The organism is Streptomyces sp. TS71-3, from assembly GCF_018327685.1.
Lineage (GTDB): Bacteria > Actinomycetota > Actinomycetes > Streptomycetales > Streptomycetaceae > Streptomyces.
Genome location: NZ_BNEL01000001.1, coordinates 4,587,985 through 4,602,622, shown reverse-complemented (window position 1 = coordinate 4,602,622; position 14,638 = coordinate 4,587,985). Strand labels below are relative to the sequence as shown.

Here is a 14,638-nt window from a genome sequence, read left to right as displayed (position 1 = left end):
ATCCCTTACGTCCGACTCGCCCCCGTAGGCCGGGGTGTACCAGGACGCAGGGACCGCTCCTGGCCTGCGGTGCCGAGGCGGTTCGCCGTGTGCACCGCCCTGAGGACGGCCGCCGCCTTGTTCCGGCACTCGGTGTCCTCGGCCACGGGGTCGGAGTCGGCGACCACCCCGGCGCCGGCCTGGACGTATGCGGTGCCGTCCCGCAGGAGCGCGGTGCGGATGGCGATGGCCGTGTCCGAGTCGCCGGCGAAGTCCAGGTAGCCGACGCAGCCGCCGTACACGCCGCGGCGCGTGGGCTCCAGCTCGTCGATGATCTGCAGGGCACGGGGCTTGGGGGCGCCGGAGAGCGTGCCGGCCGGGAAGCAGGCCGTGAGGACGTCGAACGCGCTGCGGCCCTCGGCGACGCGGCCGGTGACCGTGGAGACGATGTGCATCACGTGGGAGTAGCGCTCGATCGACATGAAGTCGACGACCTCCACCGAGCCGGGTTCGCAGACCCGCCCCAGGTCGTTGCGCCCGAGGTCGACGAGCATGAGGTGCTCGGCGCGCTCCTTGGGGTCGGCGAGCAGTTCCTCGGCGAGCGCCTGGTCCTCCTGCGGGGTGGCGCCGCGGGGCCGGGTCCCGGCGATGGGGTGGAGCAGGGCCTGGCCGTCCGTGACCTTGACGAGGGCCTCCGGGCTGGAGCCGACGACGTCGAAGGCCTCGCCGTCCGCGCACGGGAAGCGGAAGAGGTACATGTACGGCGACGGGTTGGTGGCCCGCAGCACGCGGTAGACGTCCAGCGCGCCGGCCGTGCAGGGGGTCTCGAAGCGCTGCGAGGGCACCACCTGGAAGGCCTCGCCCGCGTGGATGCGCTCCTTGATGTCGGCCACGGCCGCCTGGAAGTCCTCGCCGCCCCATCGGACGGTGAACTCCGGCAGCTGGGAGGGCGGGAGGGCGGCCGGGGGCTGCGGCACCGGGCGGGAGAGGTCGGCCTCCATCGCGTCGAGCCGGGCGACGGCGTCGGCGTGGGCCTCGTCGACGCCGGTCGCCAGGTCGTTGTGGTTGATGGCGTTGGCGATGAGCAGGACCGTGCCGTCCCAGTGGTCGAGGACCGCGAGGTCGGAGGTGAGCAGCATCGTCAGCTCGGGCAGCCTCAGGTCGTCCCGGTCGCCGGGGCCGACGTTCTCCAGGCGGCGGACGATGTCGTAGCCGAGGTAGCCGACCATGCCGCCGGTGAAGGGCGGCATGCCGGAGGCGAGGTCGTGGGGGGTGTGCAGGGCCTCGATCGTGGCGCGGAGCGCTTCAAGGGGGTCGCCGTCCGTGGGGACGCCGACGGGCGGGGTGCCGAGCCAGTGCGCCTGCCCGTCGCGCTCGGTGAGCGTGCCGGTGGAGCGGACGCCGACGAAGGAGTACCGCGACCACGTTCGGCCTCCTTCCGCCGACTCCAGCAGGAAGGTGCCGGGGCGCTCTGCGGCGAGCTTGCGGTAGAGCCCGACGGGTGTGTCGCCGTCCGCCAGGAGCTTGCGGCTGACGGGGATGACTCGGCGGTCGGTGGCCAGCTTGCGGAACGTGTCGAGGTCCATGGCGGGAGACCTTACTGATTCCGGTTCGGGCCGCTGCCTGCGGCGGGGCGCCCCGCCCGGGCCGCGGCGGCGTCCTCGCGGGGCTCCGCGAGCGGCAGCTCATCGGCGTCGAAACAGGTGCGGTCTCCCGTGTGGCAGGCGGCGCCGACCTGGTCGACCTTCACCAGGACGGTGTCCGCGTCGCAGTCCAGGGCGACCGACTTCACGTGCTGCACGTGGCCGGAGGTGTCGCCCTTCACCCAGTACTCGCCGCGGCTGCGGGACCAGTAGGTGCAGCGGCCCGTGGTCAGCGTGCGGTGCAGCGCCTCGTCGTCCATCCAGCCGAGCATCAGCACCTCTCCGGTGTCGTACTGCTGGGCGATGGCGGGGACGAGCCCGTCGGCGCCGCGCTTGAGGCGGGCGGCGATGGCGGGGTCGAGCTGGCTGGGCTGCCGTGGCGCACTGGTCATGGGTGCCATTGTGCGCGATGGGTGTGACATCGCGGGCAGCCGTCCGTACGGTCCCTTTCGCCGGCCGCGCGGGAGCGCCGGGGCACGGGGGGAGCCCGGCCGGCGCAAGGGGGAGGCCCGGATTCCGGCCCGCGGGGGTGGCACCGCCCGGAAGCCGACGTTCCGGTCGTACCCTTGTGCCATGTCGACTCATGCCAAGCGTGAACGGCTTCTTCTGGCCGACTTGTTGGAAGGCGCCGGGCCTGACGCTCCCACACTCTGCGACGGCTGGCTCACCCGGGACCTGGCCGCGCACGTCGTGGTGCGCGAGCGCCGTGCCGACGCGGCCGGCGGAATACTGATCAAGCCGCTGGCGGCACGCCTGGAGCGAGTCCAGGCGGAGTTCGCCGCCAAGCCGTACGAGGAGCTGATCCAGCTCATCCGCACCGGGCCGCCGCGCTTCTCGCCGTACGCGCTCAAGCAGATCGACGAGGCGGCGAACGCGGTCGAGTTCTACGTCCACGCCGAGGACGTGCGCCGGGCGCAGCAGGACTGGACGCCGCGGGTGCTGGACCCGGTCTTCGCCGACTCCCTCTGGTCACGCCTGGAGCGGTCGGCCCGGCTGCTCGGCCGGAAGTCACCGGTGGGCCTCGTCCTCCGCCGCCCCGACGGACGAACCGCCGTGGCCCGCCGCGGGGTCCCCGTGGTGACGGTGACCGGCGAGCCGGGCGAGCTGACGATGTTCGCGTTCGGCCGGCAGAGCCAGTCGGACGTGACGCTGGACGGCGACAAGGAGGCGATCACCCGCCTCCAGGGGGACGCCAGCATCCTCGGCATGTAGCGGACACCACACGGAGGGCCGGCCCGCCGAACACGGGCCGGCCCTCCGTGTGGGGCGGGTCGGCCCGCCGGCCCAAGCCCCGGGCCCCAGGGCAACAAGCCTGCTCCACCCCACCCTCACCCCGCCCGCGGCCGCCTCAGGTCCCCCTGGCACCCTGCTGTCATGATCGGATCAGCAGACATGCAGGCAGGCGGAGCCGCGGGTGCGGGCGGTGGGCGGACGGTGGCCGTGCTCGGTCCCGGGGGTGTCGGGGGGCTGTTCGCCGGGGTGCTGGCGCGGGCGGGGCACCGGGTGATCTGCCTGGCGGGCGAGGAGACGGCGACGGCGTTGCGCAAGGACGGGCTGGCCGTGCGCAGCGACACGTTCGGGGAGTTCACGGTGGCCGTCGAGGCGGACACCGTGCTGCGCGAGGCCGTCGACGCGTGCGTGGTGGCGCCGAAGGAGACCGCGCTGGTCGCCGCGCTCGACCGGGTGCCGCGTGAGGCGCTGGGCGCGGGTCTCGTGGTGCCGCTGCTCAACGGCTTCGAGCACGTGTCCGTGCTGCGGGAGCGCTACCCGGCCGAGCAGGTCGTGCCCGGCACGATACGCATCGAGTCGACCCGGGTCGCGCCCGGGCAGATCGTGCACTCCAGCCCGTTCGCGGCCGTCGACCTGGCCAGCCGGACGGTGCCCGCGGAGCGGGTGGCCGCGCTGGGCGCCCTGCTGTCCGGAGCGGGGCTCACGGTGCGGGTGCGCGACGGCGGCGACGAGGACGCCATCCTCTGGGAGAAGCTGTCGTTCCTGGCCCCGATGGCGCTGCTCACGACGCGCTACGCGGTGCCGGTGGGCGGCCTGCGCACGGACCACCACGACGAGGTGGTGGCGGTGATGGAGGAGTACGCCTCGGTCGCCGCGGCACTGGGCGCCACGATCGACGTGGCCGCCATGCTCCGGTTGCTGGACGGCGCCCGGGACACCATGCGCACCTCGATGCAGCGCGACGCCGAGGCGGGCCGCCCCCTCGAACTGGACGCCATAGGCGGCGCCATGCTCCGTGAGGCGGACCGCCGGGGGCTGCCGACGCCCGTCACCGCCCGGCTGGTCGCCGAGCTCACCGCCGCGGCGGGGGACGGCGCGGGCGGCGCCTCCTGACCCGCGGCTGCCCCGGCGGTACGGGCCGTACTACCGGACCCCGCCCTACCGGACCGCCCGCCCCGCGTCCCTGAGCGTCCGCTTCACGTCGTGTATCCGCAGGTCGCCGAAGTGGAAGACGGACGCGGCGAGGACCGCGTCCGCGCCGGCCGTCACGGCGGGCGGGAAGTGGGTGAGCGCGCCGGCGCCGCCGGAGGCGATGACGGGGACCGTGACGTGCCCCCGGACGGCGGCGATCATCTCCAGGTCGTAGCCGTCCTTGGTGCCGTCCGCGTCCATGGAGTTCAGCAGGATCTCGCCGGCGCCCAGGTCGGCCGCGCGGTGTGCCCACTCGACGGCGTCGATGCCGGTGCCCTGGCGGCCGCCGTGCGTGGTCACCTCGTAGCCGCTGCCGCCGGCGGCGTCGCTGCGGCGGGCGTCCACCGAGAGCACCAGCACCTGGCGGCCGAACCGCTCGGCGATCTCCCGGATCAGCTCGGGGCGGGCGATGGCCGCGGTGTTGACGCCGACCTTGTCGGCCCCGGCGCGCAGCAGCCGGTCCACGTCGTCCGCGGTGCGCACGCCGCCGCCGACGGTGAGCGGGATGAAGACCTGCTCCGCGGTGCGGCGCACCACGTCGTAGGTGGTCTCGCGGCCCGCGGACGAGGCCGTGATGTCCAGGAAGGTCAGCTCGTCGGCGCCTTCCGCGTCGTACGCCTTGGCCATCTCCACGGGGTCGCCGGCGTCGCGGAGGTCGCGGAAGTTGACCCCCTTGACCACCCGGCCGCCGTCCACGTCCAGGCAGGGGATGACTCGGACCGCCAGGCTCATCGTGCGCTTTCTCCTCCGGGTTCCGCTGATTCTCCGCGGGGTTCCGCTGGCTCTCCTCGGAGTTCCGCCGAGGGCTTCGAAGGTCCCGCTCCGGCCGCCGGGCCCCCGGACGCGGCCCCCGGCGCCGGGCGCGAGGCCCCGTGCTCCGCCGAGGCTCCCTGCTCCGCCGCGGGATCCGACGGCGGCGGGGGCTGCTCCACCGTCCGCTCCCCCGTCCGCACCGCCGCGCTCAGCACGGCCTCCAGCTCCACCTCGACCAGTATGCGCGGATCGGCGAAGCCGGAGACGACCACCAGGGTCGCGACGGGCCGTACCGAGTCGAAGACCTCCCGGTGGGCGCGGCCCACCTCCTCGATGTCCCGGGCGTGGGCGAGGTAGATGCGGGTGCGGACGACCGAGTCGGCGCCGAGGCCGACCGTACCGATGGCTTCGAGGGCGCCCGCGAAGGCCACTCTGGCCTGCTCGTAGGGGTCGCCCTCGCCGAAGAGCACGGCGCCCTTGAAGGCGGTCGTGCCGCCGACGAGGACCCGGTCGCCCGCCACCACGGCCTGGGCGCAGCCGATGCTCTCCTCCCAGGGCGACCCGCTCCGCACGCGCCGCACGGCCGGCGTCATGGCTCCACCGTCTCCCGGGTGGCCGCCAGCGCCTCCTCAAGGGTGAACGCCTTGGCGTACAGGGCCTTGCCGACGATGGCGCCCTCCACGCCGTCCGGCACCAGCGCGGCGATGGCCCGCAGGTCGGCCAGGGAGGACACGCCGCCGGAGGCCACCACGGGGCGGTCGGTCGCGGCGCAGACGGAGCGCAGGAGGTCCAGGTTGGGGCCCTGGAGGGTGCCGTCCTTGGCGATGTCGGTGACGACGTACCGGGCGCAGCCCTCGGCGTTCAGCCGCTCCAGGGTCTCGTAGAGGTCGCCGCCGTCGCGGGTCCAGCCGCGGCCGCGCAGGGTCGTGCCGCGTACGTCGAGGCCCACCGCGATCCTGTCGCCGTGCTCGGCGATGACCTTGGCGACCCACTCGGGGGTCTCCAGCGCGGCGGTGCCGAGGTTCACCCGCGTGCAGCCGGTGGCGAGGGCGGCGGCGAGGCCCTCGTCGTCGCGGATGCCGCCGGAGAGCTCGACCCTGATGTCCATGGCACGGGTGACCTCCGCGATCAGGGCGCGGTTGTCGCCGGTCCCGAAGGCGGCGTCCAGGTCGACGACGTGCAGCCACTCGGCGCCGGCCCGCTGCCAGGCGAGCGCGGCGTCCATCGGGGAGCCGTAGGAGGTCTCCGTACCGGACTCGCCGTGCACCAGGCGGACGGCCTGGCCGTCTCGGACGTCGACGGCGGGCAGGAGTTCGAGCGTGCGGGTGTCGGCCATGGTCACAGGGTCTCGATCCAGTTGGTGAGGAGCTGAGCTCCGGCGTCGCCGGACTTCTCGGGGTGGAACTGGGTGCCCCACAGCGCGCCGTTCTCGACGGCGGACACGAACGGGGCGCCGTGCGTCGACCAGGTGACCTTGGGCGGGCGTATGGCGGGGTTCGTGACCTCCATGGTCCAGTTCCGGACGGCGTAGGAGTGCACGAAGTAGAACCGGGCGCCGGGGTCGACGCCCGCGAACAGCTCGGAGTCGGCCGGCGGCTCCACGGTGTTCCAGCCCATGTGGGGGACGACGTCGGCCTCCAGCGGTTCGACGGTGCCGGGCCACTCGGCGAGGCCGTCGCTCTGCACGCCGTGCTCGATGCCGCTCGCGAACAGGATCTGCATGCCGACGCAGATCCCCATCACGGGCCGCCCTCCGGACAGCCGGCGGTCGACGATCCAGTCGCCGCGGGCCTCCTTCAGCCCCTTCATGCAGGCGGCGAAGGCACCCACCCCGGGCACCAGCAGGCCGTCGGCCTCCATGGCCGCCCGGTAGTCGCGGGTGATCTCGACCTCCGCCCCGGCCCGGGCGACGGCGCGCTCCGCGGAGCGGACGTTCCCGAAGCCGTAGTCGAAGACGACGACCCGCTTGGGGGACGTGCCAGGGCTCAACTCCACACCGCCAGTCGCATCACCCCGGCGACCAGGCACAGCCCGGCGCCGAGGGAGAGCAGCATGATCAGGCCGCGCGGCATCTTCTGCCGCACGAAGGAGATGATGCCGCCGACGAGGAACAGCCCGATGAGGATGAGGGCCGTGGAGGGTACGTTCATGGCTACAGGGCGCCCTTCGTGGACGGGAGGATGCCGGCGGCCCGCGGATCGCGTTCGCTGGCGTGGCGCAGGGCACGGGCCAGCGCCTTGAACTGGCACTCCACGATGTGGTGTGCGTTGCGCCCGTAGGGGACGTGGACGTGCAGGGCCACCTGGGCCTGGGCGACGAAGGACTCCAGGATGTGCCGGGTCATCGTGGTGTCGTAGGACCCGATCATCGGAGCCATGTTCCCGGGCTCGCTGTGCACCAGGTAGGGGCGGCCCGAGAGGTCCACGGTGACCTGGGCGAGCGACTCGTCGAGCGGCACGGAGCAGGTGCCGAAGCGGTAGATGCCCACCTTGTCGCCGAGGGCCTGCCTGAACGCGCCGCCGAGGGCGAGCGCGGTGTCCTCGATGGTGTGGTGCGAGTCGATGTGCAGGTCGCCCTCGGTCTTCACGCTCAGGTCGAACAGGCCGTGCCTGCCGAGCTGGTCGAGCATGTGGTCGTAGAAGCCGACCCCGGTGGAGACGGCGACCTGCCCGGTGCCGTCGAGGTCGATCTCGACCACGGTCGAGGTTTCCTTGGTGGTGCGTTCCACTCGTCCGATGCGGCTCATCCGCCTTGCTCCTGCTCCTTCTTCAGATCGCGCACCGCATCGAGGAACGCGTCGTTCTCCTCAGGGGTGCCGGTGGACACCCGCAGCCAGCCCGGCACGCCGTTGTCCCTGACCAGGACGCCACGGTCGAGGATGCTCCGCCAGGCGGCGTGCGCGCCTCCGGGACCGTCGAACCGTCCGAACTGTACGAAGTTCGCGTCCGACTCGGTCACCTCGTATCCGATCGTACGCAGTTCCGCCACCAGCCTGTCGCGCTCGTCCTTGAGCCGCTCGACGTACTTCAGGAGCGTGTCGGTGTGCTCCAGGGCGGCGAGGGCGGTGGCCTGGGTGACCGACGAGAGGTGGTACGGCAGGCGGACGAGCTGCACGGCGTCCACCACCGCCGGGTCCGCGGCGAGGTAGCCGAGCCGCAGGCCGGCCGCGCCGAACGCCTTGGACATGGTGCGCGACAGCACCAGGTGGGGCCGCCCGGCGAGCAGGGGCAGCAGCGAGGCGCCGTGGCTGAACTCGATGTACGCCTCGTCGACGATCACCATGGACGGCTTGGCCCGCTGCGCGGCGTCGTGGATCGCGAGGACCGTCTCCATGGGCACCGCGTTGCCCGTCGGGTTGTTCGGCGTGGTGACGAAGACCACGTCCGGGCGGTGCTCGGCGATGGCGCGGACGGCCGCGTCGGGGTCGATGGTGAAGTCGGCGGAGCGCGGCCCGCAGATCCAGGCCGTGCCGGTGCCGCGGGCGATGAGGCTGTGCATCGAGTAGGACGGCTCGAAGCCCAGGGCGGTGCGGCCGGGGCCGCCGAAGACCTGGAGCAGCTGCTGGATGACCTCGTTCGAGCCGTTGGCCGCCCAGACCTGCGCGACGCCCAGCTCGGGGGCGTCCGCCGGGCCCGTCCTGACCAGGTACTCCGCGAGGGCGGCGCGCAGCTCGACGGCGTCGCGGTCCGGGTAGCGGTTGAGGTCGCGGGCGACCTCGCGGACCCGCTCGGCGATGCGCTCGACGAGCGGTTCCGGCAGCGGGTAGGGGTTCTCGTTGGTGTTCAGCCGGACGGGTACGTCGAGCTGGGGGGCGCCGTAGGGGCTCTGGCCGCGCAGTTCGTCGCGCACCGGCAGGTCGTCGAGGCGCGTCACGCGGGCGGTGTCCGTGCCGGCGCGGGAGGCGGAGGCGCTCCCCGGGGTGTCCGTGCCGGTCATGCGCTGGGCACCTTCCATCCGAACCGCGCCTTGATGGCGGCGCCGTGCGCGGGCAGGTCCTCGGCCTCGGCGAGCGTCACGACGTGGTGGGCCACCTCGGCGAGCGCCTGGCGGGTGTAGTCGACGATGTGGATGCCGCGCAGGAAGGACTGGACGGACAGGCCCGAGGAGTGGCAGGCGCAGCCGCCGGTGGGCAGGACGTGGTTCGAGCCCGCGCAGTAGTCGCCCAGCGAGACGGGCGCCCAGGGGCCGACGAAGATCGCGCCGGCGTTGCGCACCCGCTCGGCGACCGCGGAGGCGTCGGCGGTCTGGATCTCCAGGTGCTCCGCGGCGTACGCGTCGACCACGCGCAGGCCCTCCTCCAGGCCGTCGACCAGCACGATCGCGGACTGCCGGCCCGCCAGGGCGGGCGCGATGCGGTCCTCGACGTGCTTGGTGGCGGCGGTCTGCGGCTTCAGCTCGCGCTCGACGGCCTCGGCCAGCTCCAGGGAGTGGGTGACCAGCACGGCGGCGGCCATCGGGTCGTGCTCGGCCTGGCTGATCAGGTCGGAGGCGACGTGCACCGGGTCGGCGGTGTCGTCGGCGAGCACGGCGATCTCGGTGGGTCCGGCCTCGGCGTCGATGCCGATGCGGCCCTTGAGGAGGCGCTTGGCGGCGGCGACGTAGATGTTCCCGGGACCGGTGACGAGGTCGGCCTGGGGGCAGTCCTCGGTGCCGTACGCGAACATCGCGACGGCCTGGGCACCGCCCGCGGCGTAGACCTCGTCGACGCCGAGCAGCGCGCAGGCGGCGAGGATCGTCGGGTGCGGCAACCCGTTGAAGGCGCTGTAGGCACTGGAGTCCTGGCCGCGCTGCGGGGGCGAGGCGACGGCGACGGACTCGACGCCCGCCTCCTGCGCGGGCACCACGTTCATCACCACGGACGACGGGTAGACCGAGCGGCCGCCGGGGACGTAGAGGCCGACGCGGCCGACGGGCACCCACTTCTCCGTGACCGTGCCGCCCGGCACGACCTGGGTGGTGACGGCGGTGCGGCGCTGCTCGCGGTGCACGAGGCGGGCGCGCCGCACGGACTCCTCCAGGGCGGCGCGCACCGCGGGATCGAGGTCCTCAAGCGCCGCCCGGAGCGCGTCGGCGGGCACCCTCAGCCGCTCCGGGCGCACCCCGTCGAACTTCTCCCCCCATTCGAGGACCGCCGCCGAACCGCGATGATGCACGTCGTCACAGATGGGCCGCACCTTCTCCAGGGCGGCTTGCACGTCGAACTCGGCTCGCGGCAGCAGGTCGCGCAGAGCGGCGCCCTCGGGGAGGGCGGCACCGCGCAGATCGATTCGGGAGATCACAAGGTCAATTCTCGCAGACCTGGGAGACCGCCCGGACGCCCGTATCACTCAGTGATACACCGGACGCCGCCGCTCCCGGTCCGGCAGAGGCCGCTTCTCCGGCACAACCGGGCGTCACCAGGGGCTTTCAGGCCGTTACCGAACGGGCATCACCTTCGTACGAAACCGCCTAGTAGTAACGGCGCGTATACGGAAGAGTGACCCGCGCGGCGCACACGGCGCCCAGGGGGCCACGCACCGGGGACGCCGGCGGGGACCGGGGCCGGCGCGCCCACGGCACCATGCGGTCCGGGCCACACGCGCCGGCGGCCCCGGACCGCACCGGGGGCAGCGAGCCGCACCCGGTGCCGGGACGGGGAAGAGGACGGGGAAGGAATGACAGACGTGGTCGACGGCACCACCTTGACCGGGGAACTGCCGGACGGGCTGACCAGCGCCGAAGCGGGCATGTGGCAGGCCTTCCGCAACGGCAGCGTCTACGACCTGCGGAGCGGTGACGCGGAGGTCGACGATCCGCACGGCGGGCACCCCTGGGGCCCCGAGCGGAGCGTACGGGCCCGCATCGTGGCCTGGCTGCTGCTGGACGGGCCGCCGGCGCTGCCCGGCAGGGTGTCGTCGCTGAAGCTGCTCGGGGCACAGATCACGGGGCAGTTCGATCTGGCGGGCGGCCTCGTCATGCCGTACGTGGAGTTCCAGGCGTGCCGCTTCGAGAAGGAGGTGCTGCTGCCGGAGACGCGGCTGACCACACTGCGGATGCTGGACTGCTCCATACCCCGCCTGGAGGCGGCCCGCCTGCACACCGAGGGCGACCTGCACCTGGCCCGCTGCCGCGTGGAGCACGGCATCCGGCTCACCGACGCGCACATCGGCACGGACCTGCTGCTCAACCAGGCCGTCGTCTACCGCGACCGGCGCAACCGGGCGATCAACGGCGACGGCCTGACGGTCGGCCAGGACCTCCAGGCCGAGCTGCTGGAGTCGCACGGCGAGCTGAGCCTGCGCGGCGCCCAGGTCGGCGTGTCGCTGAGCCTGCGCGGCAGCCTGCTGTCCCATCCGCACGGCAACCGGGCGCTGAACGCCCCCCAGCTCACCGTGGAGCGCTCGCTGTACCTGACCCCCGCGAGCGTCTCCGACCCGGTGCTCACCAGCGGCGCCACACCGGCACGCGGCACCCGCGTGCAGCGGTTCGAGTGCGTCGGCGGCATCCGGCTGGACGACGGCCGGTTCGGCGACGCGATCGACATGGAGCAGGCGCGCTTCGCCCTGGAGAACGACCAGGAGCTGTCGCTGCGCCGCGTCCAGACGCCGGAGCTGCGCTTCCTGGGCGAGCGGCCGGCGCGCGGCCGGGTGGTGCTGTCGGGTGCGCGGATCGTCACCCTCGTCGACAAGTCGGCGAGCTGGCCGCGGGCCGGCGGCCTGTCCATGGGCGGCTTCAGCTACGAGAGCCTGGTGCCGCGGGGCTACTTCCCGCTGGCGCTGCGCCTGGAGTGGCTGGCCGCCGCCACGCCCGAGTACAACCCCGAGCCGTACGAGAGGCTGGCGACGGTACTGCGCAGCTCGGGTGAGGACGCCGACGCCCGCGCGGTGCTGCTCGCCAAGCAGCGCAGGCGCCGTGAGACCCTGCCGCTCGCGGCGAAGCTGTGGGGCTACGCGCAGGACTTCACGGTCGCCTACGGCTACAAGCCGGGCCGTGCGGCGCTGTGGATGGCGGTGCTCTGGGCGGCCTCGACCATCGCCTTCTCGCACGCCTCGCACCCTCCGATCAAGCCGGGCGAGCATCCGGACTGGAACGCCCCGCTGTTCGCGCTGGACCTCCTCGTCCCGGTCATCGACCTCGGCCAGGAGGGCTACTGGAAGATGCAGGGGGGCTGGCAGTGGGTGGCGGCGGCCGTCATCTCGCTCGGCTGGATCCTGGCGACATCGGTGGCGGCGGGCGCCACGAGGCTCCTGCGGCGCGGGTGAGGGCCGGGCGGCGGCGCGCGGACGGGGTGCGCGGGGTGTGGGGCGCGGGGTGCGGCGTGCCGAGCGCGGGGTGTGGGGCATCAGGGGCCAGGCTGAGCGCGCGGGGGCGCACGGACGGGCCGCAACCGGTGCCCGCGCGGGCCGGTGCACGACGCCGCGAGACCGCTCGCTGGACGGACACCGCGCGCCCCGGCGCCACGGCCCATTAGGCTTGCGGCTCGTGACGACCGTCCGGCTGCCGCTCTTCCCGCTGAACTCGGTGCTGTTCCCGGGTCTCGTACTGCCCCTGAACATCTTCGAGGAGCGCTACCGCGCCATGATGCGCGAACTGCTCAAGACGCCCGACGACGAGTCCCGCAGATTCGCGGTGGTCGCGATCCGGGACGGGCACGAGGTGGCACCCAGTTCCCCGGGCCTGCCCGACCAGACGGCGGTCCCGGAGCGCGGCCCCTCGGCGGGCTTCGGCAGCGACCCGATGAAGGCCTTCCACGCGGTGGGCTGCATCGCGGACGCGGCCACCATCAGGGAGCGCGCCGACGGCGGCTTCGAGGTGCTGGCCACCGGCACGACCCGCGTCCGGCTGAAGTCGTTGGACTCCTCCGGTGCGTTCCTGACCGCCGAGCTCCAGGAGCTGCCCGAGGAGCCCGGCGACGAGGCGGGGGCGCTGGCCGAAGGGGTGCTGCGGGCCTTCAGGGCGTACCAGAAGCGCCTGGCAGGGGCGCGGGAGCGGTCGCTGTCCACGGACGCCGAGCTGCCGGACGAGCCGTCCGTCGTGTCGTACCTGGTTGCCGCGGCCGCGGTACTCGACACCCCCACCAAGCAGCGGCTGCTGCAGGCCCCCGACACCGCGTCGCGGCTCCGCGACGAGCTGCGGCTGCTGCGCACCGAGAGCGCGGTGATCCGCTCCCTGCCGTCGCTGCCCGCGATCGAACTGACCCGCGGCCCCACCAGTCTCAACTGACCCGCGGCCGGCCGATCGCACGCACCGCGCGGTCCCGCGGGGACGCCGGCGCCCGGGAGGGGGCCCAGGACCCGCAGACGTCCCGGAAGGAACGATGGCGAAGAAGGCGCAGAAAGCACAGAGGCAGCAGGCGGGCGGCACGCCCGCGACGGTCGCGCTCACCGCGGCGGGGGCCGGCTTCACGCTGCACTCCTACGAGCACGACCCGGCGCACCCCTCGTACGGCGAGGAGGCGGCCGAGGCGATGGGGGTGGCGCCCGAGCGGGTGTTCAAGACCCTCGTGGCGGACGTGGACGGCGCGCTCACCGTCGCCGTCGTGCCGGTCTCGGGCTCCCTCGACCTCAAGGCCCTGGCCGCCGCGGTGGGCGGCAAGCGGGCCGCCATGGCCGACCCGGCCGCCGCGGAGCGCACCACGGGCTACGTGCGCGGCGGAATCTCGCCGCTCGGCCAGCGCAGGAAGCTGCCCACGGTGCTGGACGCGTCGGCTGCGGGCCACGCCACCATCTGCGTCTCGGCGGGCCGCCGCGGCCTGGAGGTGGAGCTCGCCCCCGAGACGCTCACGGCACTGACGGACGCGGTGGTGGCGCCGATCAGCAGGAGCTGACGGCCGCACCGGGGTGGGCGGCCGGTCTGCTCCGGGGTCCTGAAGGCGACCGGCGCCTTGAAGGGGGCGATTGGTGCCTTGAGAGTACGACGGGCGTCTTGAGAGCGCGATGGGGCGTGGCGCGGCAGCCAAGCCGCCCCGGGGCGGGGATCGGCCAGGGCGCCTCGGCTACGGGCCGGCGGGACGCCTCGGCTCGGCGACCGGCCGGGCAGGACGCCTCGGCGACCGCCCGGTTCAGCTCCCGTGCGGGTGGGGGCTCCCGGGCTGCCCCGGGTAGGGGCCTTGGGACTGTCCCGGGTACGGGCCTCCCGGCTCGCCCGGGTACGGCCCGGCGGACTCCCCCGGGTACGTGTTTTCGGACTCGCCCTTGTACGGCCCCCCGGACTCGCCCGGGTACGGGCCCCCGGTCTCCTCCTCGGGGTCGCGGGGGCCGAAGAGGGCCGTCAGGGCGAGGTGGACGAGTATGGCGGCCACCGGCCAGGCCAGCAGCGCGCCCTTCGCCTTCAGCTCCAGCGGGGCGTCGAAGGTGACGCCCTTGCCGACCTGCCGGGCGTGTGCGGTGACGTCCTGGGCCGGTCCCAGCCAGATCCCGAGCCGCCATGCGATCAGCCCGCCGAGCAGCCCGCCGAGGGCGAGCGCGACGACCACGGGGACACCGCCGTGGCGGCGGGCCAGGAAGACGGCAGGTGCGCTCAGCACGCCGAAGCCGATCGCGAGCAGCGTGAAGACGCCGTCCACGCCCACGGCCTGCTCGCCCTCGCTGTCCTTGAGGTAGACCGCCTGGGCGTCGGCTATCAGCGGCACGTGCGGCGCGAGCCACACCCACAGCAGCCCGAGGAGGACCCCGCACACCGCCAGCACGACCGTGGTCACGGCCGCCTGCCGCACTTCGGTCTTCATGTCGGGACCGTCCTCTCCGTACGGCGCGAGGGGCACGTGCCCACCTGCCGGAGCGGCGGGGAAGCCGGGCCCCGGGTCGTGCGCGGGCTGATGATGCGGCGGAGGAGTCAACGGAGCGGTCACCTTCACATCGTGC

General features: G+C 73.8%; 15 protein-coding genes and 1 pseudogene. 5 read left to right on the top strand and 11 right to left on the bottom strand.

Features of this window, described 5'->3' with window-relative positions; genetic code table 11:
• Positions 1–5: 5 nt before the first annotated feature.
• The gene (locus tag Sm713_RS18600) at positions 6–1,565 is read right to left on the bottom strand and encodes an anthranilate synthase component I (protein WP_212910717.1); all 1,560 of its coding nucleotides are present in this window, start codon (positions 1,563–1,565) and stop codon (positions 6–8) included.
• A gap of 11 nt (positions 1,566–1,576) precedes the next feature.
• Complete coding sequence (hisI, locus tag Sm713_RS18595; RefSeq protein ID WP_249416369.1) at positions 1,577–2,014, bottom strand: phosphoribosyl-AMP cyclohydrolase; 438 nt, start codon at positions 2,012–2,014, stop codon at positions 1,577–1,579.
• Between the two features lie 181 nt (positions 2,015–2,195).
• Here hisI and Sm713_RS18590 point away from each other — a divergent pair, with 181 nt between their 5' ends.
• The gene (locus Sm713_RS18590; RefSeq protein ID WP_212910716.1) at positions 2,196–2,834 is read left to right on the top strand and encodes a TIGR03085 family metal-binding protein; all 639 of its coding nucleotides are present in this window, start codon (positions 2,196–2,198) and stop codon (positions 2,832–2,834) included.
• A 162-nt stretch (positions 2,835–2,996) separates the two neighbouring features.
• Entirely contained in the window at positions 2,997–3,965 is a 969-nt protein-coding gene (locus Sm713_RS18585; RefSeq protein ID WP_249416368.1) for a ketopantoate reductase family protein, read from the top strand.
• A gap of 45 nt (positions 3,966–4,010) precedes the next feature.
• On the opposite strand, the gene hisF is transcribed toward Sm713_RS18585, so the two are convergent.
• The 8 genes and pseudogenes from hisF to hisD form a co-directional block, all read right to left on the bottom strand.
• The gene (hisF, locus tag Sm713_RS18580) at positions 4,011–4,775 is read right to left on the bottom strand and encodes an imidazole glycerol phosphate synthase subunit HisF (RefSeq protein WP_212910715.1); all 765 of its coding nucleotides are present in this window, start codon (positions 4,773–4,775) and stop codon (positions 4,011–4,013) included.
• 236 nt (positions 4,776–5,011) lie between these two features.
• Positions 5,012–5,389, bottom strand: a pseudogene (locus tag Sm713_RS40490) (Rid family hydrolase); the annotation flags it as partial.
• A complete protein-coding gene (gene priA / locus Sm713_RS18570) occupies positions 5,386–6,132 on the bottom strand; it encodes a bifunctional 1-(5-phosphoribosyl)-5-((5-phosphoribosylamino)methylideneamino)imidazole-4-carboxamide isomerase/phosphoribosylanthranilate isomerase PriA (protein ID WP_212910713.1) in 747 nt (248 codons plus the stop codon). The gene priA and the pseudogene Sm713_RS40490, both read right to left, overlap by 4 nt.
• 2 nt (positions 6,133–6,134) lie before the next feature.
• Positions 6,135–6,791 (bottom strand): imidazole glycerol phosphate synthase subunit HisH, encoded by a 657-nt coding sequence (gene hisH / locus Sm713_RS18565; protein ID WP_212910712.1) that lies wholly within the window; start codon positions 6,789–6,791, stop codon positions 6,135–6,137.
• Positions 6,782–6,946, bottom strand: coding sequence for a hypothetical protein (locus tag Sm713_RS18560; RefSeq protein WP_212910711.1), 165 nt, complete (start codon positions 6,944–6,946; stop codon positions 6,782–6,784). Before Sm713_RS18560 ends, hisH begins: the two co-directional genes overlap by 10 nt.
• Before the next feature lie 2 nt (positions 6,947–6,948).
• A complete protein-coding gene (gene hisB / locus Sm713_RS18555; RefSeq protein WP_212910710.1) occupies positions 6,949–7,542 on the bottom strand; it encodes an imidazoleglycerol-phosphate dehydratase HisB in 594 nt (197 codons plus the stop codon).
• The gene (locus Sm713_RS18550; RefSeq protein ID WP_212910709.1) at positions 7,539–8,732 is read right to left on the bottom strand and encodes a histidinol-phosphate transaminase; all 1,194 of its coding nucleotides are present in this window, start codon (positions 8,730–8,732) and stop codon (positions 7,539–7,541) included. The genes hisB and Sm713_RS18550 overlap by 4 nt, the downstream gene beginning before the upstream one ends.
• Positions 8,729–10,075, bottom strand: a complete 1,347-nt coding sequence (gene hisD, locus Sm713_RS18545; protein WP_212910708.1) for a histidinol dehydrogenase — start codon at positions 10,073–10,075, stop codon at positions 8,729–8,731. The genes Sm713_RS18550 and hisD overlap by 4 nt, the downstream gene beginning before the upstream one ends.
• 375 nt (positions 10,076–10,450) lie before the next feature.
• Between hisD and Sm713_RS18540 the strand changes: the two genes are divergently transcribed.
• From Sm713_RS18540 to ybaK, 3 genes are all read left to right on the top strand, one after another.
• A complete protein-coding gene (locus Sm713_RS18540) occupies positions 10,451–12,037 on the top strand; it encodes an oxidoreductase (RefSeq protein ID WP_212910707.1) in 1,587 nt (528 codons plus the stop codon).
• A 220-nt stretch (positions 12,038–12,257) separates the two neighbouring features.
• Entirely contained in the window at positions 12,258–12,998 is a 741-nt protein-coding gene (locus Sm713_RS18535) for an LON peptidase substrate-binding domain-containing protein (RefSeq protein WP_212910706.1), read from the top strand.
• 94 nt (positions 12,999–13,092) lie between these two features.
• Positions 13,093–13,602: a Cys-tRNA(Pro) deacylase gene (ybaK, locus tag Sm713_RS18530; protein WP_212910705.1), complete on the top strand. Its 510-nt coding sequence runs from the start codon at positions 13,093–13,095 to the stop codon at positions 13,600–13,602.
• A gap of 234 nt (positions 13,603–13,836) precedes the next feature.
• Here ybaK and Sm713_RS18525 read toward each other — a convergent pair whose 3' ends face one another.
• Positions 13,837–14,625: an AAA family ATPase gene (locus Sm713_RS18525; protein WP_212910704.1), complete on the bottom strand. Its 789-nt coding sequence runs from the start codon at positions 14,623–14,625 to the stop codon at positions 13,837–13,839.
• Positions 14,626–14,638: the final 13 nt, after the last annotated feature.